Annotated in this window: 18 protein-coding genes; all 18 read left to right on the forward strand. The window is 40.1% G+C overall.

What is annotated here, in order from left to right; translation table 11 throughout:
• Window positions 1-58 precede the first annotated feature (58 nt).
• Complete coding sequence (locus tag ACGF63_RS17350; protein WP_387632315.1) at window positions 59-1,282, forward strand: tail fiber protein; 1,224 nt, start codon at window positions 59-61, stop codon at window positions 1,280-1,282.
• Window positions 1,283-1,331: 49 nt separating this feature from the next.
• Window positions 1,332-2,975, forward strand: coding sequence for a contractile injection system tape measure protein (locus ACGF63_RS17355; protein WP_387632318.1), 1,644 nt, complete (start codon window positions 1,332-1,334; stop codon window positions 2,973-2,975).
• Between the two features lie 9 nt (window positions 2,976-2,984).
• A complete protein-coding gene (locus tag ACGF63_RS17360) occupies window positions 2,985-5,069 on the forward strand; it encodes an ATP-binding protein (RefSeq protein WP_387632321.1) in 2,085 nt (694 codons plus the stop codon).
• Window positions 5,070-5,093: 24 nt separating this feature from the next.
• Window positions 5,094-5,993 carry a DUF4255 domain-containing protein gene (locus tag ACGF63_RS17365; RefSeq protein WP_387632323.1) on the forward strand — a complete coding sequence of 300 codons (900 nt, stop codon included), beginning with the start codon at window positions 5,094-5,096 and terminating at the stop codon, window positions 5,991-5,993.
• 131 nt (window positions 5,994-6,124) lie between these two features.
• Window positions 6,125-7,138 carry a cytotoxic necrotizing factor Rho-activating domain-containing protein gene (locus tag ACGF63_RS17370; protein WP_152962877.1) on the forward strand — a complete coding sequence of 338 codons (1,014 nt, stop codon included), beginning with the start codon at window positions 6,125-6,127 and terminating at the stop codon, window positions 7,136-7,138.
• Between the two features lie 90 nt (window positions 7,139-7,228).
• Window positions 7,229-8,224 (forward strand): hypothetical protein, encoded by a 996-nt coding sequence (locus ACGF63_RS17375; RefSeq protein ID WP_152962876.1) that lies wholly within the window; start codon window positions 7,229-7,231, stop codon window positions 8,222-8,224.
• 159 nt (window positions 8,225-8,383) lie between these two features.
• Window positions 8,384-12,352: a putative adhesin gene (locus ACGF63_RS17380; protein WP_152962875.1), complete on the forward strand. Its 3,969-nt coding sequence runs from the start codon at window positions 8,384-8,386 to the stop codon at window positions 12,350-12,352.
• 426 nt (window positions 12,353-12,778) lie between these two features.
• On the forward strand, window positions 12,779-13,681 hold the full coding sequence (locus ACGF63_RS17385; protein ID WP_152962874.1) for a hypothetical protein: 903 nt from the start codon (window positions 12,779-12,781) through the stop codon (window positions 13,679-13,681).
• 634 nt (window positions 13,682-14,315) lie between these two features.
• The gene (locus tag ACGF63_RS17390; RefSeq protein WP_036848642.1) at window positions 14,316-14,765 is read left to right on the forward strand and encodes a phage tail protein; all 450 of its coding nucleotides are present in this window, start codon (window positions 14,316-14,318) and stop codon (window positions 14,763-14,765) included.
• A gap of 171 nt (window positions 14,766-14,936) precedes the next feature.
• Window positions 14,937-16,019, forward strand: coding sequence for a phage tail sheath C-terminal domain-containing protein (locus ACGF63_RS17395; protein WP_152962873.1), 1,083 nt, complete (start codon window positions 14,937-14,939; stop codon window positions 16,017-16,019).
• Between the two features lie 11 nt (window positions 16,020-16,030).
• A complete protein-coding gene (locus ACGF63_RS17400) occupies window positions 16,031-17,425 on the forward strand; it encodes a phage tail sheath C-terminal domain-containing protein (protein WP_152962872.1) in 1,395 nt (464 codons plus the stop codon).
• Window positions 17,426-17,479: 54 nt separating this feature from the next.
• Window positions 17,480-18,670: a phage tail sheath C-terminal domain-containing protein gene (locus tag ACGF63_RS17405; RefSeq protein WP_152962871.1), complete on the forward strand. Its 1,191-nt coding sequence runs from the start codon at window positions 17,480-17,482 to the stop codon at window positions 18,668-18,670.
• An 18-nt stretch (window positions 18,671-18,688) separates the two neighbouring features.
• Window positions 18,689-19,147, forward strand: a complete 459-nt coding sequence (locus tag ACGF63_RS17410) for a phage tail protein (RefSeq protein ID WP_023046315.1) — start codon at window positions 18,689-18,691, stop codon at window positions 19,145-19,147.
• Window positions 19,144-19,323, forward strand: coding sequence for a DUF5908 family protein (locus ACGF63_RS17415; protein ID WP_036848631.1), 180 nt, complete (start codon window positions 19,144-19,146; stop codon window positions 19,321-19,323). The genes ACGF63_RS17410 and ACGF63_RS17415 overlap by 4 nt, the downstream gene beginning before the upstream one ends.
• Window positions 19,310-19,993 (forward strand): hypothetical protein, encoded by a 684-nt coding sequence (locus ACGF63_RS17420; protein ID WP_036848627.1) that lies wholly within the window; start codon window positions 19,310-19,312, stop codon window positions 19,991-19,993. Before ACGF63_RS17415 ends, ACGF63_RS17420 begins: the two co-directional genes overlap by 14 nt.
• The gene (locus tag ACGF63_RS17425) at window positions 19,990-21,591 is read left to right on the forward strand and encodes a phage baseplate assembly protein V (RefSeq protein ID WP_387632331.1); all 1,602 of its coding nucleotides are present in this window, start codon (window positions 19,990-19,992) and stop codon (window positions 21,589-21,591) included. Before ACGF63_RS17420 ends, ACGF63_RS17425 begins: the two co-directional genes overlap by 4 nt.
• A 12-nt stretch (window positions 21,592-21,603) precedes the next feature.
• A complete protein-coding gene (locus ACGF63_RS17430; protein ID WP_036848622.1) occupies window positions 21,604-22,050 on the forward strand; it encodes a GPW/gp25 family protein in 447 nt (148 codons plus the stop codon).
• Complete coding sequence (locus ACGF63_RS17435) at window positions 22,047-22,463, forward strand: hypothetical protein (RefSeq protein ID WP_152962868.1); 417 nt, start codon at window positions 22,047-22,049, stop codon at window positions 22,461-22,463. Before ACGF63_RS17430 ends, ACGF63_RS17435 begins: the two co-directional genes overlap by 4 nt.
• The last annotated feature ends 71 nt before the right edge of the window (window positions 22,464-22,534 follow it).

The following is a 22,534-nucleotide window of genomic DNA, read 5'->3' on the forward strand; positions in this document are numbered from 1 at the left end:
CCCTCTATTATTTAAATATATTTTAGTATAATAGCACACATAATATAAGGTGATAAAAATGGTAAAAAAATATAATCTATACAGTGCAGAACTCAATCTGGAAGATATTAATCTCAAATCAAGTTCCCCATCAGCAGATGATTTAAAAAAGCGTTTTAAAGAGGGCAGTATTCCACTACAAACCGATTATGCCGACTTGATTAATATTGCTGATATCGGTCGCAAAGCCTGTGGCCTGGCACCACAACAAAATGGACCAGGAGAAGGATTAAAACTGGCTGATAACGGTACGCTCAATTTGAAAATGGGCACGCTTGCCAGCCAGGACTTTTCTCCATTAATACTCGAAAAGGATATTTTATCCGTAGACCTTGGCAGCGGTCTGGTTAATAAAACCAATGGAATATGTGTTGGTCAAGGCAATGGCATTGCTGTCAATAATGATAATGTGGCTGTCAAAGCTGCCAACGGTATCACCGTTAATAGTAGTGGTGTTGCAGTCAAAGCCAATAATGGCATCAATGTTGATACTAATGGTGTCTCTGTAAAATCCAAAGATAAAACAATTAACGTCGAATCTACAGGGATATCTGTAAGACTTGGTTGGGGGATAAAAATAGGTGATGGATTAGATGTTAAGGCCAGTAATGGTATTAACGTTGATAGTAATGGTGTTTCAGTCAAAGCCGGTAACGGTATCACGGTTAATTCAAGCGGCGTCAGTATTGATCCCAATAAAGTACTCCCAAAAGGAATGATTGTGATGTTTTCTGGTAGTAGTGTTCCTACAGGTTGGGCACTGTGCGACGGTAATAATAATACACCCAATTTAATCGATCGATTTATTCTAGGAGGCAAACTCTCCGATATTAATGGAAAGAGTAATGATAAAGCTTCAGGTAGTATTAATGCTAAAGAATTCAGAATAAGTACGACGAATAAAAAACTCACCATCACAATAAAAGGCACAAAGCTTTCCTCGAGTCAAATGCCAAAACATAATCATAAAGGAGGAATGAGTTACTTTAGTGACTCAGGTTCAATATATGGAAATTCTACTTTGAATAATAAAAGAAAGCTTGATAACAATCCTGGCACTCAAGATTTTCAGAGTATTTGGGGAAAAGGCAGAAACCTTTTTGTCGAAACGGGATATGACACCACATCCTATTATTTTCACACATCTGACACTGGGAATGGAGAAGAACACACCCATGCTGTTGATGCTAACGCTAATATTATTCCCCCTTATTATATTCTTGCTTTCATTATGAAAACATAATATTTATTAAAAATTCAAATCATCCATTAATCATAAAGAGAATATTAGCATGACTTCGGAGCCAAATCTGTTAAATCGGATTACCATTACTATTGAAGCTAATAATCAACAGGTAGCTAAAAAAGTATTGCATGGCTCCCTGCTTAATCAAATCAATATAAACAACTTATTTAATACATTTTTCATTCAACATCCCATTCATCAGGGTATCTATTTAGAAACATTAACTCTGGATCTTGGAGAAATAAGCTTGCATGATTTTAATTCATTGTTTCCAATCCGGATGAATTCTGCTTTAAATAAAGCACTAAGCCAATACCAGATAAATCATAAGAAAGAAATTCACCTAAATGCACCAATGCAAAATAAAATCACCCATAATCCTTCTTTATCTGGCGATAATAATTTCATTGATGCAGAAAATTTCATTCATTTTTTATATCAAAAAGATTCCCAACAAAATACAATGGAGGCAATAACTAATAATAAAAACAGTGACATAAAGACTAAGCAATTAATAAATCAATTAATACGGATAGAAAACAAATCCGCATTATTATTAGCAAAAGGCTGTTTATCTGAACATGGCCTGCAACGGCTTTCCGCTATCAGACAACCCGCTTTATTGAGCGCCATCAACCGCAGATTATCCAAAAGAGTAAACAAACCACAACATCAGGAGGAGCTTGCCTCCTCCGGACAACTGATACTCAATGCACTGGAATATATACAACGACATAATGCACAGGAAATGCTTAAACCCGATGCGCAAGTCATCTCGCGTATTACCACTGAACTCAATAACGGTGTACTTAATGCCGCGCCTGTTATTAGATTATTTCGCCAAGCTATGACCCACAATACGCCATTAAATAGTTGGCTAAAACAACTCTGGCAAACAGCTGCTGTTTCACAGCTTTGCAAAAAGCACCTGTCGGTTGAAGAATACCAATATCTATTGGCATGCTTTATGCCAAACCACATAGATGAAAATGCATCCGGTAAAGAATCAACCATGACTCATGTTGATATTTCAAATATTCAGCAATATCAACATTCGACAAATAAAAAGATAATCGCCGAAAATCGGCAAACATTATCAACATCGGATAATACATCGGTTATAAGAGGAGATAACCACAACCCATTTCAAACGATCAACAAACCACATTCTGAACAGATTTTATTATCTCCAAGCAAAATCAATAATGCCGGGATATTAATTCTGTGGCCGATGCTACCCGCGCTGTTTAATCAACTTGGCCTGCTTGAAACACAGAAATTTATTCATCGTCAGGCTCAGTTTAATGCCGTTGATTTACTTGACTACCTGATTTGGGGAACCGAAGAGAGACCAGCAGAAAGAAAAGCACTGAATTACGTTCTGTGTGGGCTAATGGCCGATAAAAATATTACATCACTCCCTATCGAGCCGGAAAAACAATTGATAGCAGATCAATGGCTGGATGCAGTTATTGCCCAACTTCCCGGCTGGAAAAAATTAAGCCGTAATGATGTCCGCCAACTGTTTTTACAACGACCGGGTGAATTACTGGCAGACGAGCAAGAAATCAAAATCACCATCCAGCATCAGCCATTTGATGCGCTGTTGGCTGATTGGCCGTGGCCATTAAATATCGCCAAACTTCTCTGGCTGGATCGCCCTTTACGCATCGACTGGCAAAATATTTAGAAGGTTTATATGGATTACCCGCTGACAAATAACCACGATATAGTGGCAAAATCACCTTGGATTTATCCCCATTTGGAACGTATCGATCTGCGGCTACAATATTATTATTACCAAAAGAGTGACAGATACGATTCCTTACCGGAAAGTTTTTTACTTACCGAAGATGAATTAGAACAGCATCTGGCAAAACCACAGGGCATTCCCCATTGGTTAACTAAACCCGATGATATTATTAGCCATCCAGTAACAAAGGAAACTACTGTCCCGGATGCCTTGTCATTATTGGTCGAACGTTTTGAGCTCACTGAATTTGAACGGGATGCCTTGCTATTAGGTTTATTGCCGCATTTTGACAGCCGTTATCATGCACTATTTGCCTCTCTCAACGGTAACAGTAAAAAACAGTGGCCGAGTTTTGCTTTAGCGATTGAACTATTCAGCCAACGCCAAAGTGATCGGCAATTACTGCAAAACAGCTTGTTGCCGCAAACACCGTTAATCAGTAACCAACTATTACGCATCAATCACCACGAAGAACCTATCTGGTTACAGACGCAATTTTTAACTCACAGCGCTGTCTGGCATTTTCTATCAGGACAACAGGTTATTTTGCCTCCTCTAACAACCTGTGTTTATTGGAGTACGCCAGACTCAGAGAGTTGGTATCCACAAACCCTTTATCATTCACTTGAAAACATATTACTCAATGAAACAGACGATATTCACCCACTGGTCATACTCAGAGGAAAACCGGACAGCGCCAGAGAAATAGCAGTTAGTCATATTATGGCGTCTCATCATATTAATACCTTAACACTCGATTTGGCCCTCTTGCCTGACGAAGAGAACCAAACCACAATATCTAACTTACTAACAGACACAGTACGGGAAGCCCGGCTACACGATGCTTGCTTATTAATCCGTCATTTTTCTTTACTCACAGATAAAAAGAAAATATTGCATAGCGAATTATCCACTTTACTGAATCAACCCAAATTAAAAACAATTTGTCTGGTAGAACCGGGAGATGAGTTAGTCTGGATTAAACACCTGCCAATGGTGCAAATTGATATGCCAGCACTTACGCTGGCAGATAAAAAAACGATGCTGGAAGCAAACTTGCCGGATAATATAATCCAGAAAATGAACGTCACTCAATTGTGTCAGCGTTTTTCATTTACACCAGAAACATTACCACTGATTATTGAAGAAGCATCCCAATATCAAATACTACGAAAACCAGAAGGCCAATTAGAAGAAACCGATCTGCGTAAAGCATTAAGTTTCCGCGCTCAACAAAATTTCGGTAAATTAGCTCAACGAATAACCCCCAAACGCGGCTTTACTGATTTGGTGATTTCCGATGCATTAGCGCAACAATTAAAAGAAATCATTGCCGCCATTCATTATCGTGATCAAATTCTGGCTACCGGCTTTCGGGAAAAAATCGGTTATGGCACCGGCGTTAGTGCTCTATTTTACGGCGAATCCGGGACCGGAAAAACCATGGCCGCAGAAGTGATTGCCGGGCATCTTGGTGTTGATCTAATTAAAGTCGATCTCTCTACGGTGGTGAATAAATATATTGGTGAAACGGAGAAAAATATCTCCCGTATTTTCGATTTAGCCGAAGCAGATTCTGGAGTGTTGTTTTTCGATGAAGCCGATGCTCTATTTGGCAAACGCAGTGAAACTAAAGATGCACAAGACAGACACGCCAATATTGAAGTTTCTTACTTATTACAACGACTGGAAAATTATCCGGGATTAGTGATTTTAGCCACTAATAACCGCAGTCATTTGGACAGTGCATTTAACCGCCGTTTCACCTTTATTACGCGTTTCACTTATCCTGATGAAGCATTACGTAAAAAAATGTGGCAAATCATTTGGCCTGAGCAGCTTAAACTCTCCGATCAACTTGATCTTGAACATCTGGCTAAACGGGCTGATTTAACCGGCGCTAATATCAGAAATATTGCTTTATTAGCATCCATGTTAGCAAAGCATGATCACAGTGAACTGATCGAAAATAAACATATCGATCGTGCCGTGACACTTGAATTAAACAAAACGGGCCGACTGGTTTTTTAAAAAATGAATAAGATTGGAGTCAATATGACAAGTATCATTGCTTCTGACAATGCGATTATTGAGGTTAATAACGCATTAAATAATGTTTTATCCCAGTATTTAAATATTAATGGGAATAAAATTGATATCCGTTTTGATCTGCCAGAAATTAATTCAATTCAATCGGAGCCGACGGTAAGTGTATTTCTTTATGATATCAATGAAGATTTACAATTACGCTCTGCGGAACCAAGACGTTATAACCCGATGACCAGCACATTATTACCGGGGTGGATAAATATCAATTGCAACTATTTAATTACTTATTGGGATGCCAGTAAACCCTCAAGCGACAGTTCCAGCCCGGATAGTCAGCCCGATAATCAAGCCGCACAAGTGATGACACGGGTTTTAAATGCATTAATTAATCATCGCCAATTAACCGGCATTCCCGGAGCCTACACCCGGATTATTCCACAACAGGAAAATTTAAACAGCCTGGGTAATTTTTGGCAAGCTCTTGGTAATCGCCCGCGTCTCTCTTTAATGTATTCCATTACCGTACCAATGAAACTGCAAAATATTGAAGACAGTGTAATCCCAGTCGGCAAAATCTCCGCTTCTGTGATTCAAAAACCCCATCTGGACAGTTCACAAATAAATCAAGCTCTGAAAGACAAATTGTGTGCCGATTTAGGTGGTACCGAAGATATCCATCTTGCCCTGACTAAAGTCAATCTGACAACCAAACTTACCAAGGAAAATCAGGAAAATAAAAACATGCTCCTTGAACTTGATGTTTCTGGCATTACCCAATCAACTTATTTATCACAAATAAAAAATATCCTTCTAAAATGGCAAAATAGCCAAGAAGCTATTATTAAAATAAACAGTACTAACATTATTATTTCCGAAGCAACATCTTATAAATTAATTGTAATTTAAAACTATTATTTAATGAGTAACAACGAAACAAGCCGGTGATGATTTCTCAGCTTGCCATAGTTATTCTGGAATATTGTCATCACCAGTTAAAACTGTATTTGATTAACTAATTAACTTAATAGGACTTATTCATGTTCAAACGTGCTAATTCTCAGACAACGTCCAGACGACGTTCTAAAAATACCGCCAGGATATCACCATTATCAGACTTTTCTGATGGAAATGAACCTCTTACCCTCCAGCCTGTGAAGAAAGACCATGAAAGCAGGCCAACCAAAGGATTAAAACAACTTCTCGCGGATAGAGAGCTTAACAAAGGACATATTTCCCCGCTGAAAAATAAAGGGCTATTGGTCGGCAGCGAAGATGCACCCATTAACATACCGGTCATCGCTCATCGCTATGACAGTAATCATAAGCTTGCACAGGCGATGCCTCTGAAAGATAGCCACTCCAATCATAAAAATCCTTTTCATGGTGTTATTGCCGGATTTAGTGGCGACCAGGTCACCTCTTCCGAATCAGGTTCAGCAACCATAGGCATGCATTGGGGCGAAAATACGTTGGACCCCAATATTATCGGTATAAATGTGGTCAATGGCGCATCGGGAACCGTAGGGATAAAAATTGATTTAGCGGATATACAGCCTGAATATCCGGTCATTATTACGTCCGGCGCATTGAGCGGTTGTACCATGATGTATGCCGTGAAGGGTAACTATTTCTTTGCCTATCATACGGGGCAAAAGCCGGGTGATGATGAGTGGAAAACGGGACGGCAAGGTGTTGTCACAACCAATCAGAGCCATCAAGCCCTTTTACCGGATAGCGAGCCGGTTACGGCTGGTGAACAAAACAACGATTTAGTGAATATTTTTGCCAAATATGATCAGAGTGTTATTACTTATATGGGAAAACCGGGAGCGGTGATTGATAACACAGCAGAAAATGTCAGCGTTTTTAACTATGACGAAATCAAGCCTGAAAAACTGGCTATCAGGGCTGGTTACAGCTATGCGCTGCTGGCCAGGGATGATCAAGGCAAGGTGAACGTCAAAGTATTATCGGAGGATGCTATTGTTTCTCCTGGCAAGAAAGGCAATACCATTAAGGTTATCAATTCACTCAAAAAACGGTTGTTATAATCGGCCTGAAATCGTAGTACTGAGAAAATTTCACACGCCAATCATAACTTAATTTATGGACTTGCCTTGGATAAATAAAAAGAGGGTAATATGCCAAACAAAAAATACAGTGAAAATACTCAACATTTAGAGAATAGCGTTAAAAAACCTTCAATACAGACTGAACATGATGAGAGTCATATAGGCAGCACATCATTAGGTCTGGGATTAGATTTAAATCACATGAGGGGAAATAGTGCGGTTAGTTTAGACCAAACTAATGAATATACATTTTGGAAAGAAAACATTTCCGAATATTACAAATGGATGGTTGTGGTTAAAGGTCACTTAAAACAATTAGACTGGACCTTAAAATCAATGGATTCCCCTGAATCTGCTGGAAATAATATGGCTAAAAATATAGGGACGACGGCATTACAAACCCTATTAAATACAGGTGGCAGTATAGCCGGCGGCGCTATTGGCGGAGCCATAGGAAGTGCTATCGCACCGGGTATTGGCACTCTGGCTGGCATGGGTATTGGCGCATTAGCCGGAACAGGATTAAATTATCTTAATGATACAGCGATTGAAAAATTAAATGAGAAATTGGAAATCGCACACCCTTATCCTAAAACAAGAAATATGATATTCGATATCAATAATTACGATAAAAACCCTATCTTAAAAGCAATAAAGAAAAAACTTGGTAATAAAGACAATCTAAAAGTGACTGCCGGTGGTTTAATCACATCACAAATTGCAAGCAAAATATCTCCAGCAAAAATTCCGGCCTATAAACTGGCTGAACTGGCCGTATCGCACCATAAAGCATTAGCCGGATTGAGTGATGATAAAGCCAGACATATATTAGATTTCACCAACAGTATCCGTGAAGTTCTCAATGAAAGCCATGCTGATGCAGTCACATTTATGCGTAGAAACTATGGCGATAATGCAATGAGCCTTTCCGGATTTTCCTCTAAAATAAAGGGGGAAAAATTAACCTTAGATACATTAGCAAGGGCAAGAAATAAAATAGAAATTAGAATTAATAGCATTAACAAACAAGTATTAAAACTTTCATCAGAGAATAACAAGGGTTAATTATATTATAAAAATCCAAATAAAAACAAAAAACCATATCAACCAATTTAATTGAAAATAATACGATAAGATAAACTAATAACTATTTTATTACTAAAAAATACCAAATAGAATTTATCATCATCTAATAATAAAATAAACAGAAAAGGAATTAATAGCATGAAATTTAACTATCAAATCAGTGAACCAATTTATAGCGGCTACCATTCTGATATTCCTATCGCGATTTTCTCTGAAGAAGATTTTACAAAAGCTTATGAAATATACAACGGTAAAAACTTTATTTATAATAGATTAAGGGTTGAACAAGAACCTTATGCAAGCTATTTCAGAGCATTTCATCATGCAGATATTCATCAACACACTTATTCAATATTTGAATTAGAAAGTAAATATGAAGAAATGATCTATTTTAATAAAAATCAGCAATTTGAACCTGATGCCACTTCTATCGCTGTCATGTCCAATCATATTCCTTATAATTATGATTTTTATGGATACACTTCGTTACAATATTTAAAGGCTAAATATGCAGAAGAATTAAATCGTTATCATGAATCTCATTTTGATAATGAAGAACTTAATAACCTGGTTCTAATTGACTATTTTGAAGGATGGCGCCAAGAACATAATCTTACTTCTAAAATTGATATAGAAACCTCACTTGCAGTTGAAGATAGTATTATTGGCGTTTCGATTCTGGGATTATTAAAGGGGAGTATATCAGATTATGTTAAACAAAAAATTATTTTCCCTGAGGGGATCACATCTGAAATGCAGCAAGAACTGCTTAATAATAGTTTAATTAATAAAGTCAGTGAGTTTAATCAGAACGTTATTACAAGGCTTAAGAGATTGGCAAAAGCAGAAGATACGGTATCAAAAATATTATCACCTTATCAGTATATTGAATCCAGAGTTGAAGAAATCTCTGTTAGCCGTGTTAATTTAGAACAACAAGTTACTGTTATTATTTCAAAGAGAAGACTGGATAAATGCAAGCCTAAAATTAATAGACATTTTGATGTATGTAAAAATCACCCCAAACCCATCACTAAATATTTCACGGTTTATGACCTCATTAGAAATATTAATCACAAGGAGTTCAATAAAATTGAATATAGTGGGAAAGACATACAGTATTTATTAAACAGCAACGTTGAAAATATTTTAATCAAATTGCAGGATGTTAACGGTGATTATGAAAGATATATCAATAAATTTAGAAATAATGAAGATGTGAAATATTATATCAATGAAGGAATTAATAAACTGCCTGACTCTACAGGGACAACCGTAGACGAGTTTCTTAATAAATATATAGAACATATGGATGAGATAAGTTATACAGAAAGTGAAATTATGGCTGATTATTATCTTAATATACTCAGACAAGTTCTTGATGCTGTCTCAATGATTCTCCCTGTCAGCCCAATTAAAGGTTATTTAGTCACCATTACGGCCAATACCGTCATACCGCTCATTCAATCAGCGATTGCGAACACGAATGAAGAAAGCCACGCATTACAACAAGAAGCTTGGGTTAATTTTACGGTTTCATCCGCTTTTCATGCCATTTTCGGTAATCAGACAACCCGAGGGAGAATGACTAAAGGTGCAAAGGTAATTAATAATAACGGTGGATATATTACTGATAAATTTAATATTAAAAAAACAAATATTAATTACAGAGAAAATTATCAGCTAGCAAAAGAGAATGTCAAGAAAATTCCTGGCTCAGGCTCTAATCCATGGCAACTAGAGAATATTCGAAAGAGATATAAATGGTTTCTTGATCGAAAGTATTGGTCAAGATTTAATACCGAGAAAAAGACCGAGGTTTTACAATCATACCTGATGAAAACTCAAGAAGCTAAAGAATTAGCTGAAGTTGTTGGGTGGGAAAAACTCAACAAAATGATAAAGGATTCAATCACATTAGATTATGAAGGGAATCCAATCAATAAAATGTCATTCAGGAAACTCGAAGATGAAATAACAGCAAGAAGTTATTCTTTAAAAAATGACAGAAAACGAATTAATGATATATCAAATTTCCTGGATGAGAAATTAACATTCTCAGATCAAACAGGAAAAATTATTAATGTTGAGAATATTTCAGGAAGCAGTCATTTAAATAAAGCCGCAAATTGGATTGTCAGTAAAAGTACATCAAATGCTAATAATGCAAAACATGTCACGAGTTTGCTATCAAAATATATTGACAAAGATATCAGTGACTTTAATGTATTAACACAATTACATGATGAACTATATCGCTTAAAACCAGATGCTAATTTAAGGCATTATCGTGGTTTTGGTGATCAAATATTTCCACATATAGAATCATCCAAAACTATTCTTCCTTATTATCTAACCAGGACAAAAAGCGTTAATGGCGTTGATCCTTTCCTAATCTATTCAACTTTAATTGAAATTCATCCTTTTGGTGATGGGAATGGCAGAACAGCCAGAGCAGCCTATTCTCTGGCCTATATTAATAAGCATAAAAGATTTAAAGCATTAACAAGCTCATCGGAAAAGATTTTGACCGAAAATGCCAATAAACCTAAAACTTTCGTTAAATCACCGACAGGGGATGCTCGCCAGGATGCCTTTTTTCTGCCAAGGGATAAAGGAGAAGTTGGTAAATTTAAAATATTGGATAACAGTGATTCAAACTATGCGGTGGGGGTTGACGAATCTAACTCTAAATTTAATGTCTATACGGCATGGAATAAAGATGGTACGCCTGCTACCAGTAAAACCGCCATTTTCTCCGCTCATGGTGGCCGTGAAAATTCAGCAAGGCCAATTATATTTCCAAAAAGTAAAAATCTTATGTTTTGGGCACCAGATGAATACCGATTAGATGATCCACTTATTGAGCGATTTGTTAATGAGTTTAATAAGTTAAATCCTCATTCAGCGGTTGGTGGAAATTATGAAAAATTCTGGGCGGCCTTCCCTAACAGATATAAAGACTATGACTTATTAAAATCGCTATTTACTGAAAAGAAATTTGAACAGTTAAAAAACATTGGCAATATTATAGAAAAACATACATATTTAACAGCAGAAAATGCAACAGGTATTAGCGCTTCAAAATTAAAAAATAACTCAGTACCCAAAGTCGCAGAATATCAATTTTCATGGTATGAAAAAGATAAAGAAAAAGAATATGTTTTGGCATTAATAGAAAACAGAAAAACAATAATAAAAGTAAATGATGGAACGCCGGCTGTTGACTTAATAAGCATTAATCCGAATGTTCCTATTGATAAAAAAGTCAGTATTAAGGATCTTATTGAATTCATTAAGGAGAAAAATTATGAAAATATTCATGTATTAGCGTGCAGAGAAATTTGGGATAATGGCAAACCCAGAAGTACAACTCGCTCTTATGCAGTAACTCGTGGCTATAGAAATAAACATGAACAGTATTGGGAAAATAAAACGTTGAAAACACTGCCACAATCTAAATCTGCAAGTTCAAGCAGAACTCAACGAGAGACTTCCACTATTAATAGCAATGAATATCTTAATAAGCCGCGAGATATAAAATATCTTTTAACATCGATGTTATTTAAAAATAGTCATAACACGATAAGTTATAGCGAATATGTGATTGGCGGGGTGACAACAGATGATAAGATTATTACTTTCGATGATTATTTAAAAAAAGAAAACTATGACATCTTCTTACCAGGAAAAGAAGAAGATAGCCCTGAATTAATGCAAAAACAAATTGTGCCAGATAATTATTTTCTATCCAGCTTCAATCTATATAGTAATAACTTGCTTGATTTTAGTGAAATAGAGACAGGACAATATTTATATTTTAAAGGAGGAGAGCGATCAGATGGCAATGTTATTTTAGAAATCAATGATTCAGAAGGATCCCGCTTATTGGCTACCAAGGTTCCAAATTTAGATATGATGGGGATTTATCTGGCAAATATCATTAATAGCAACTCCCAAGATTTTAAATCTGGAATAATAAAAAATGGAAAGCTTGAAACAAGTATTTTAGATGTTAATAATTTATATATAAAGAGTGGAAGTAAAAAAAGTTATTACATTAAGTTGAAGTTTAGTATTAAATATTCAATCAATATGACGATATAATTCTACCTGATCTCTTCAAGCAAGATAAAGTGAAATGTCAAAGACCCTGTAAATATTTTGTGAAATATGATCAGAGTATCATGACTTTTATAAAAAAACCGGGAGATATATTATCAAATATAGCTCCCACTACTCCCAATTAATTCCCCATCACAATTCAGTTTTTAAATCCATCTATTTTATTATTTTTCTGATTAGTCAGTTTTTATTGCAACAAAACATTCATTAAAAAATAAGACAAGTCTGAAAATGAATTTTAATTAAATCATCTATCTTGTGATTCCATCATAAAATACAAACAGTTAAATGAAAAAATTAAAACATACAGAATTATGCTGTGAGGCAAGGCTATTGAATTAAACATAAACTCTTAATATGATTATTTATCCTATATATACTTCTTACTCAAAACTAATAGGTGATAATATGGAAAACGAATCTAACAAAGATGAAAAGCAAAAAGAAAGCTCATCACAAACTGATATTTTGGCTCCTACTGAGCGTACATTGACAATAAGTGAACGTATAAAGGCATTGAATGAACAAGGATTCTCCGACACCCCAAAATCCTCTTCCCAATTTGCGATGCCCTCTTCATCAAGCAGTTCTTCTGTAACTACTAATAAACCAAAGCCAAAACCAAAGCCAGCATTTTTACAGGGAAAAAAACTTCCAGATATTACAACTGCGGAAAGTTCAACATCAGCAGCTAATCGATCAACGTCTTCCACTGTAGATTCTGAGACATTATTAACATCAAGTTTTAATGACATAACATCTTCAACTTTACCCGTTGGCAAACATGAATTAGAACTGACAGATCAAAAAGATGTCATTATTTTTAGAGGAGATAATCGGGACCCTGAAAAAATCGTAGCCGCAGGTGGATTTTATCCATGGTCAAAAAAACACGTTACCGAGATTAAGAATGCATTGACGGATGCATTTATTAGTGATGGACCATCAGCGCATATGGTAGGACATGTCAGGAGTCCAAATCAGAACTATGTATCCACAGGAATAAATACCGATTGTGGTGGATATGGGGGACACGCTGCCTACCTGTACAAGATGGAAATTCCTGGACTAAGACCGCAGGAGATGAGTAGAGAAACTATTGGTCAGGAAATTAAACAAGATAAAAGAGGAATTAATTATCCCGCATTTTTGATGAGCCATCAGACTCTTCAACAATCAGCATTCGTCGCAATGATGCCCGCGCGTACAGAAGAGCTGACATTTATTACCCCGATTCCCCTGAATTGTATTACTGAATACAAAAAGAAAGGCACAAATATCTGGCATAAAATGCCTGGTCCAAAGGAATAAAGGAGATTAACCCGTCTTTATATGTCGTATTTCGTATAATATTTTTTTCGTATCAATAACACCCAAACAATGGGTAGCCAATAAAAATACAATATCAAGCCAGATCAAACAAATTTTGCGCCATTTATGGCGCACTCTCTTTTATTTTCTCTACCCTAGAATAAATCTCATTCCCTTGTACTCCAATAAGCATTTTAACCTATTCCATTAATAATCATCAAAGTGATTAATTCTCCCCTGATTATTAGTTTATCAGCAAAATCATTCCACCATGACAATAAAACATTCCTTAAACATACAATATTATTAAAAATTAAATATCACACATGTAATTTATCACCCTGTTTATAGAAACAATAGGGAAATGTTGACATATGAAATAATTAACACCTACCATATTAATTAACAATTACCATTATTATTAATTGATATTCCTCATGAGAATTCATTCTCTATAATTATTTTGTTTTATCAAAGGTGATTTAAATAATCATTGAACAATTTTTTAAATACGAACAATAACCGATATAAACCAGGTTATTGCGGTAGCTATACCCAATAGTCAAGTACTAGGAAAAACAACATAATAGACGTTTTTCTTATATTTCAAATGTAAATAATAAAGGAAGAAACCATGGCTACAACTCCAGCACAAATCGCTGTTGACTATCCCATTCCTACTTATCGGTTTGTTGTCTCAGTTGGTGACGAACAAATCCCCTTTAACAACGTTTCCGGGCTAGATATTTCTCATGAAGTTATCGAATATAAAGATGGTACCGGTAATTACTACAAAATGCCGGGCCAACGTCAATCAATCAATATCACCCTGCGTAAAGGGGTATTCCCTGGCGACACTAAACTTTTTGACTGGATTAACTCTATTCAACTTAATCAGGTTGAAAAGAAAGATATTGCAATTAGCCTGACCAATGAAGCCGGCACCGAAATTTTAATGACCTGGAATGTGGCAAATGCTTTCCCAACGTCATTCACCTCCCCCTCTTTTGATGCCACCAGCAATGATATTGCCGTTCAAGAAATCGCACTGGTCGCAGATCGGGTTACCATTCAAGCACCTTAATAGATCCACAATAACAATCTATCCCGATGTTTATATTGCAGAAGATAATCGTCTGACATAGCCAATTATCCATGCGCTAACACATGATGATCAATATTGGCATGGCTCATCACGACCGAATTCATCATCCTACTGTTTGCGCAAAATATCGCACAATAACTTGGAGGCAATATGCCAATAACCCCAACTTATCCCGGCGTTTATATTGAAGAGGACGCTTCACCGTCCCTCTCTGTTCGTTCCGGTGCAACGGCAGTGCCTGTTTTTGCCGTCGCAAATAATAATTCATTAATATCAGGTAAGCCCTATATTCGCGTCAGTAGCTGGCTGGAGTATTTAACACTAAAAGGTGGACAATTTAATCCTTCCGATAAACTGGATATCGCACTGCGAGCCTATTTTATTAACGGCGGTGGATATGGTTATCTCGTCAAAACGCAAGATTTAGAAAAGCAAGTACCGGTACTTGATGATGTCACGCTATTGGTTGCCGCCGGAGAAGAGATCACAACCGCCGTCGGAACACTTTGTCAATTAGGCAAAGGAGTATTCGCCATTTTTGACGGCCCTAAAACTCAAATAAGCTCAACCCAAACACCAGATGATGTCCTTAAGCCTTATTCAGCAACTCAATACGGCGCAGTTTACTACCCCTGGCTGACCGCCGAATGGGGAGAAAAGAGAGCCCTGGTTGATATCCCACCTAGTGCAGTCATGGCCGGTATCTATGCCAGTGTCGATAACAGCCGGGGCGTCTGGCAAGCTCCCGCCAATGTCCCTGTTCAGGGCGGATTACAACCTAAATATCCGATGACCAACGACCTGCAAGGGAAATATAACCAAGGTAAGGCACTGAATATGATCCGTACCTTTCCTAAGAGCGGTACGTTGGTCTGGGGAGCCAGAACCCTTGAGGACAGCGATAACTGGCGTTATATCCCGGTTCGCCGCCTGTTTAACAGCGCGGAACGGGACATTAAAAATGCCATGAGTTTCGCGATGTTTGAGCCTAACAGCCAACCCACCTGGGAAGCTGTACGCCGGGCCATTGATAACTATCTCCATTCCCTCTGGCAGCAAGGCGGATTGATGGGCGACAAGGCCGATCAGGCTTATTTTGTTCAAATCGGTAAAGGCGTCACCATGACTGATGACGATATCAAGCAAGGCAAAATGATCGTCAAAATCGGTATGGCCGCTGTCCGTCCAGCCGAATTCATTATCTTGCAGTTCACGCAGAATATCGCTCAATAATGGGAGGCAGCATGCCAACAACACCGACCTATCCCGGCGTCTATATTGAAGAAGATGCGTCATTATCGCTCTCTATCAGCCACGGGAACACCGCAATACCTGTTTTTATTGGCCGCTTCCAGCCTAAAGAAACCCGTGCAACCCTAAAAGCGATACGTGTGAGTAGCTGGCTGGATTTTATGAATCTATTTAATGTCGGTTGTATTACGTCAATCGCCATCACATCGACAAAACCAACACCACCGCCTCCCTCTCCTCCTTCCGGGAACGTTGAAAACGATACAGCGGTTGTTGCCACTACCAATATCGCTGTTAACGCGGGTGATACAGGCTCCAGTTACACTTACGCTGTCACTGTCGGTACTTACACAACAAGTAGTGATGCGGTAAAACTTTATTTTCAAAATGGCGGTGGACCTTGTTATATCCTGCCGGTTGCTAATCCCCAAGAGACTGCCACTTTGGCATTAATCCCCGAGTTAATTGAGCAAGCTCTGGAGATTACCTTAATCGTCTGCCCTGAACAGGATTCTTCTTACCAGAGTGCAATATACGGCAGCTTAACACCCGCATTATTGAATGCCGGGTATTTCCTGATCGCTGACAGTCAAACTAAAACCAGCATACCTGGCGTTAATGTGCAATCGCAAACCGCAACTTACTATCCGGCGGTGAAAGTCTCACAACTTATTCCAGTGGAAGATAGCCTGATCGCAGTTTCAGGTTATGAAGATGCAGAAACAAAACCCGATGCAATCACAAATCTGGCGCAACTCAAACAGAAAAACCTCGCTGTCTACCAACAAGTTGTTAAAGCAATACAAGACAAAATAACCGCCAACGGCAACACTATTCCTGCCAGTGCAGTGATGGCGGGAGTCTACTGCGCCACGGACGCCAGCCGTGGTGTCTGGAAAGCCCCGGCGAATGTCGTGCTAAGCGGAATTGGTGATGTCACTGAACGACTCAATGACGATGAACAAGGCACCATGAATCAACAGGGCATCAATGCCATCCGCTACTTCAACCATCGGGGATTTGTGGTGTGGGGCGCACGTACTCTGCAAAATGATGACAACTGGCGTTACATTCCGGTACGGCGTCTCTTTAATAGCGCAGAGCGAGATATCAAACAAGCTATGCAATCCGTCGTCTTTGAATCCAACAGCCAACCCACCTGGGAACGAGTGAAGTCAGCCATTGACAACTATCTCTATTCCTTATGGCAACAAGGGGCATTAGCAGGCAATAAACCCCAAGAAGCCTATTTTGTTCAGATTGGTAAAGGCATCACCATGTCTGACGACGACATTAAACAAGGGAAAATGATTGTCAAAGTGGGCATGGCTGCGGTACGTCCGGCTGAATTTATTATCCTTCAGTTTTCACAAAATGTAGCACAGTAATCGTACTGAGACGCGGTTAAACACCGCGTCTATTCAGTCGTTAAGGAGACGATAATGGAGATAACACGGCCGAGCGTCACCGTCACAGAAAATCTGATATCCCCAAAACAGGATGACTCGTTTATCGGTATACCGGTTTTTATTGGTTATACCCAACCTGCTGAAAATAGCCATGTCAGTGATAAAACCACCATCAAACTAAATAGCTTAGCCGATTTTACCCTGTCGTTTAAAAAAACAGGGTTAATGTACTATGCCGTGCGCCATTTCTTTGAAAACGGCGGTCAACAAGCTTATGTGCTGTCACTGGGTACTGATAAACAATTAAGCGATTTTCCGTCATTGATCACTGCACTACAACAAGAGTGGCTGACTCAAACGATTGCCGCAGAGAACGACATTACCCTGATTATCACCCCAGATGTTATCCGCTTTAATCAGACAGATATTTCCTATATTCAAAGAGATCTTTGGTTACAATTTTGGCAATCGGTGCTCAATCTTTGCAAGAGCCGACGCGGTATCATGGGATTATTGGATGCCCCAGACAATCCCACATTAGCTGCTGAGTGTTTAAAACGGTTTTCTTCCGCTGATCAACAATGGGGCGCCGTATACTGGCCGCGGCTAAAAAGCGCCTATCAGGATAATACGCAAAACCCTATCGTACTTTCACCGACCGCCGCAGTAGCTGCCGTCATCCAGCGTAACGATAACCAACAAGGCGTATGGACCGCTCCGGCCAACATTGCCTTAGCCAAAGTCATTAGCCCGGTACACTCTTATATTGAAGCGAATGCACTCTTTAACCCAGATGGCACCTCGCTGAATCTGGTCCGCAGCTTTCCCGGCAAAGGCATTAGGATCTGGGGATGCCGAACCTTGGACAATACCCCCGGTTCCCTCTGGCGTTATATCCAGATCCGTCGTCTGATTTCTTATATCGAAGCCCATATGACTCAACTAGGCCGGGCCTTCGTCTTTGAACCCAATAACGCCATCACCTGGATGAAGTTTAAAGGGCAAACCTATAACTGGTTACGCCAGTTATGGTTAAACGGCGGGCTACGAGGAACCCAAGAAGATCAAGCTTTCAAGGTGTTGCTCGGTGTTGGTGAATCAATGAATGAAGCCGATATACGGGCCGGAAAAATGATCATAAAAATCAGCCTCGCGGTCTTAATTCCAGCCGAATTTATTGAGTTAAGCCTGACATTCGATACCCGTACCGGTACCACCCGCTAAGTGAAACAGAGGCAACATATGAACAACCTCTACACCCCGGCAGTGTCACACCGTTTTATCGCCAGTTTTCTTTTTAACAACATTCCCAGTCCACTGGATATCGCCTTTCAACGGATATCGGGCCTGAGCCGTGAGTTACAAACTAGCCAACACAGCCAAGGCGGGGAAAACGCCAGAAATACCTGGCTGGCCGAAAAAATCCAACATGGCAGTCTGATGTTGGAGCGTGGCGTGATGACGGTGACACCCCTCACGCTGGTGTTTGATCGTGTCCTGCGTGGCGAAAAAGCGGTCTATGCCGATGTCGTGATTATGTTACTGAATGAAAATTCGTTACCCGTGGCAAGTTGGACATTAAGCAACGCACTACCGGTACGCTGGTCCACCGGCGACTTTGACGCCAATAGCAATACCGTTTTGGTGAATTCACTGGAGTTGCGTTATCAAGATATGCGCTGGTTAGGAGTAAAAGTATGACCGTCGAAATTAAGGAGCTGATTATTCGAGCTAAAGTGACTGATTCCGAGAGTAATCCCATCACATCACAGACATTAGCCCAAGAGACGCTAGATAACGCCCGTCTGATCGAGATTATCAAACGGGAAGTGTTAGAGGCGTTGCGTGAAACAGGAGGCTATTATGAGCTTAATTGAACGCAGCCTGTCCAAACTCACCCTGACCGCCTTTAAAGACCGGGAAGGGAAAATCTCCGTAGGCAGCTTACAGGCAATGTATAACCCTGATGGGATCCAGCTCGATTATCAAACCCACTACCAACAGGATGAAAGCGTTAACAATGCCAGCCAAAGCAGCCGATATGTGCTATCACAACCCGCCGGTTTGACGTTAGTTCTGCTATTTGACGCGACCATGCCGGGCAACAACATCCCGGTAGAAACCCAACTAGCAACCTTGAAAGCTTTGTGTACGGTGGATGCCAGCACCAACGTGCCCCACTTCCTCAAAATCAAATGGGGCAAAATGCGTTGGGAAAACAAAGGTTATTTCGCCTGCCGGGCTAGTGATCTCACCCTCAATTACACCCTATTTGACCGGGACGCTACGCCACTGCGAGCCAGCGCCACGTTATCGCTGATTGCGGACGAAAGCTTTGTTATTCAAGCCACTGAACAGCAGTTAAAATCACCGCCGATCACCGCAGTCAGCGTGACCGATATGCTCTCTCTGCCGTTAATCGCCTTAGGCGCCGGGGCTTCTCTGGCAGGCGGCATTGATTACCTCACCCTCGCTTGGCAAAACAATCTGGATAATCTTGATGATTTCACCCCGGGGCAAACGCTACAGGCACAGGGGGATGCATGAAGATACCGGCGATAGACGTTAAAATAGCGGGGAAAACCCTCAGCCAGTTTTCTGTGATGAGTCTGACCGTAAACCACCCAATCAACGGTATCCCCACAGCCAATATCACGCTTAGCGTAGCCGGTGACGCCAACGCGATTTTTGCCGCTAAAGCTCAAGCTGAACTCACAAGCTGTCGGCCCAATCAAGAACTGATCGTGAGACTGCAAAAAACCGTGTTGTTTAAAGGGATCATTGTTCGGCAAGCGCTTAAGTTCAAAGGTCAGGACAGTCTGGTTACCCTAACGGCGAAACATCCACTGCAAAAACTCACTGACAATTTCCATTCACAGTTATTCAGTCAACAAAGTGATGAAGCCATTATCAGAAAACTATTCAGTCAAGCAGGTATACCTGTCACGATAAAACAGGCGCCTCAGCTTAAAACTGAACATGAGCAAATGGTCCAGTTTCGCTGCCATGACTGGAAATTCTTAAAAAACCGGCTGATCGCCACCAATATCTGGTTATTACCCGGTAACGAGACGGTCACGCTGGTGACGCCAGAATCACTGAATCAATCGACCGTGCACACAATTAAACAACGTGCCGGTGATCAAGACATTGTGCTGTTTGAGGCAGATCTGCAATGGGATAACCGGCACAGCCCCAAAACGGTGAGCGTACAATCCTGGGATATCGCACAACAAAAACTGTCTCAGGCCACTCAGGCAAAAAACAGCGGGTTTGGCAGTGGTCAACTCGCGCCAGACAGTTTGGCAACCTTATCCGATCAGACATGGCAATGGGTTTTTAGCTATCCGCAAGATAATGAACAAGCCAAATACCTTGCGCAAGGCATCCTGAATAACCTGCGAAGTGATAACGTCTCCGGCAATGTTGAAGTCGCAGGGAATAGCCGCTATCAACCGGGGGATGTTCTGGCGTTAAGCGGCTTTGGCCAAGGAATGGATGGTAAAGGTGTTATCACCGGCGTCAGTCAGACCATCAATCAGCGGCAAGGCTGGCGCACCCGGCTAACTCTGGGCCTGTTGCCGGAGGCAGAACCGGCGATCCCGCAAGTTAAAGAGCTGCATGTAGGGATTGTGGAAAAATACCAACAGGACAAGCAGTCACTGGACCGAATTCCGGTCAGAATACCGGCGTTAAACTTAACCAACAGCGTACTTTTTGCCCGACTGGGTAAACCTTATGCCAGTCATGAAAGCGGGTTCTGTTTCTACCCGGAACCGGGGGATGAGGTGATTATCGGCTTCTTTGAATGCGATCCCCGCTTCCCGGTGATATTAGGCGCTATGCACAACCCGAAAAATAAAGCACCAATAGCACCCAGTGAAAAAAATCCAATAAAAACCCTAGTCATTAAACAAGGGGATAATCAACAAGCATTAGTGTTCAATCATCAAGATAAAATTGCCGCCCTTAATAGCGGAAAACATTCATTATCACTGCAACAGGATAAAGATATCACGCTAGATTCAGCGAAAAATCTGATCACCAAAGCCCAGGAAATTAACCTACAGGCGGAAAAATCCTTGTCAGCCACTGGAAAGTCCGGCGTCGATATTAAAGGTGCGAAAATTAACTTAACACAATAATAGGACAGCAAAATGACAGACAACATATTAGCCGATATTTATGGCCGGGGTTGGGCTTTTCCGCCACAGTTTTTTATCCAAGAGAATATACAGTCAGAAATACCCACCGGTGTCCAAATGGCAGCCGGTGCGGAAAATGTTCGCCAAAGCATGAAAATTCTCTTTCTCACTGAACCCGGCGAAAGAATTATGCGTGAAGATTACGGTTGTGGCCTGAATGATTATCTGTTTGCCAATATCAATGATGCACTGATAGCAGAAATCCAAACTCGAATTGAAGAACGCGTACTGCGTTATGAACCGCGCGCGGAAATCACGGTGATTCAGGTCAATCAGAGAACGGACTTGCCAAATACCCTCCATGTTCAAGTGACTTACTCCCTGAGAGGCAGCGAAATCAACCAACAAATTGATGGCATCCTTGAAGTCAGCGAAGGCCAGGTGTGGGTGAACCTATGAGTAAACAACTCGTGGTGGATGGTGACAATCTGCTATTTGAACCGCTATTCGGCAACCGGCAAGTCACCCTGCTGGGACCGGCAACCATTAGAGGCAGCGGGCACGCCCAGATCCAAGGCAAAAAGATCGCCATTGTGGGTGACGAAAAAAAGGTCCAGTTTCAGGCGCAATATATTACCCCTAGCCACCCGATACCCGGCATGGGGATGATCACCATTGCTCAATTGGATACCAGCCAGCAGGCAAACTTTTGTCGCAGCACCGCCACGGTGATCGTGGTCGGGCAGCAATTTACCGCCCGTTTCACCCCGACACAACCGGCGAATAATCCATCGAGTGGCCCGGATGTGACAACGCCGAATATGGGAAAAGGTCGCTTTATTGCCAGCCAATATATCGTCAGTGCCGGATAAATCCCCCCTTCAACCTTATTTCTAAATAACTATGATCTCCTGAGAATTGATCAGGGATATATTCAAATAAT

Origin of the sequence: Photorhabdus sp. RM322S, from assembly GCF_042879395.1 — a bacterium.
GTDB classification, from domain to species: Bacteria; Pseudomonadota; Gammaproteobacteria; order Enterobacterales; family Enterobacteriaceae; genus Photorhabdus; species Photorhabdus khanii.

Coding starts and splice junctions, on each gene's coding strand:
- ACGF63_RS17350 (WP_387632315.1), top strand. CDS start 59: ATGGTAAAAAAATATAATCTATACAGTGCAGAACTCAATCTGGAAGAT.
- ACGF63_RS17385 (WP_152962874.1), top strand. CDS start 12,779: ATGGAAAACGAATCTAACAAAGATGAAAAGCAAAAAGAAAGCTCATCA.
- ACGF63_RS17395 (WP_152962873.1), top strand. CDS start 14,937: ATGCCAATAACCCCAACTTATCCCGGCGTTTATATTGAAGAGGACGCT.
- ACGF63_RS17425 (WP_387632331.1), top strand. CDS start 19,990: ATGAAGATACCGGCGATAGACGTTAAAATAGCGGGGAAAACCCTCAGC.
- ACGF63_RS17410 (WP_023046315.1), top strand. CDS start 18,689: ATGAACAACCTCTACACCCCGGCAGTGTCACACCGTTTTATCGCCAGT.
- ACGF63_RS17430 (WP_036848622.1), top strand. CDS start 21,604: ATGACAGACAACATATTAGCCGATATTTATGGCCGGGGTTGGGCTTTT.
- ACGF63_RS17405 (WP_152962871.1), top strand. CDS start 17,480: ATGGAGATAACACGGCCGAGCGTCACCGTCACAGAAAATCTGATATCC.
- ACGF63_RS17435 (WP_152962868.1), top strand. CDS start 22,047: ATGAGTAAACAACTCGTGGTGGATGGTGACAATCTGCTATTTGAACCG.
- ACGF63_RS17370 (WP_152962877.1), top strand. CDS start 6,125: ATGTTCAAACGTGCTAATTCTCAGACAACGTCCAGACGACGTTCTAAA.
- ACGF63_RS17420 (WP_036848627.1), top strand. CDS start 19,310: ATGAGCTTAATTGAACGCAGCCTGTCCAAACTCACCCTGACCGCCTTT.
- ACGF63_RS17400 (WP_152962872.1), top strand. CDS start 16,031: ATGCCAACAACACCGACCTATCCCGGCGTCTATATTGAAGAAGATGCG.
- ACGF63_RS17365 (WP_387632323.1), top strand. CDS start 5,094: ATGACAAGTATCATTGCTTCTGACAATGCGATTATTGAGGTTAATAAC.
- ACGF63_RS17390 (WP_036848642.1), top strand. CDS start 14,316: ATGGCTACAACTCCAGCACAAATCGCTGTTGACTATCCCATTCCTACT.
- ACGF63_RS17375 (WP_152962876.1), top strand. CDS start 7,229: ATGCCAAACAAAAAATACAGTGAAAATACTCAACATTTAGAGAATAGC.
- ACGF63_RS17355 (WP_387632318.1), top strand. CDS start 1,332: ATGACTTCGGAGCCAAATCTGTTAAATCGGATTACCATTACTATTGAA.
- ACGF63_RS17415 (WP_036848631.1), top strand. CDS start 19,144: ATGACCGTCGAAATTAAGGAGCTGATTATTCGAGCTAAAGTGACTGAT.
- ACGF63_RS17380 (WP_152962875.1), top strand. CDS start 8,384: ATGAAATTTAACTATCAAATCAGTGAACCAATTTATAGCGGCTACCAT.
- ACGF63_RS17360 (WP_387632321.1), top strand. CDS start 2,985: ATGGATTACCCGCTGACAAATAACCACGATATAGTGGCAAAATCACCT.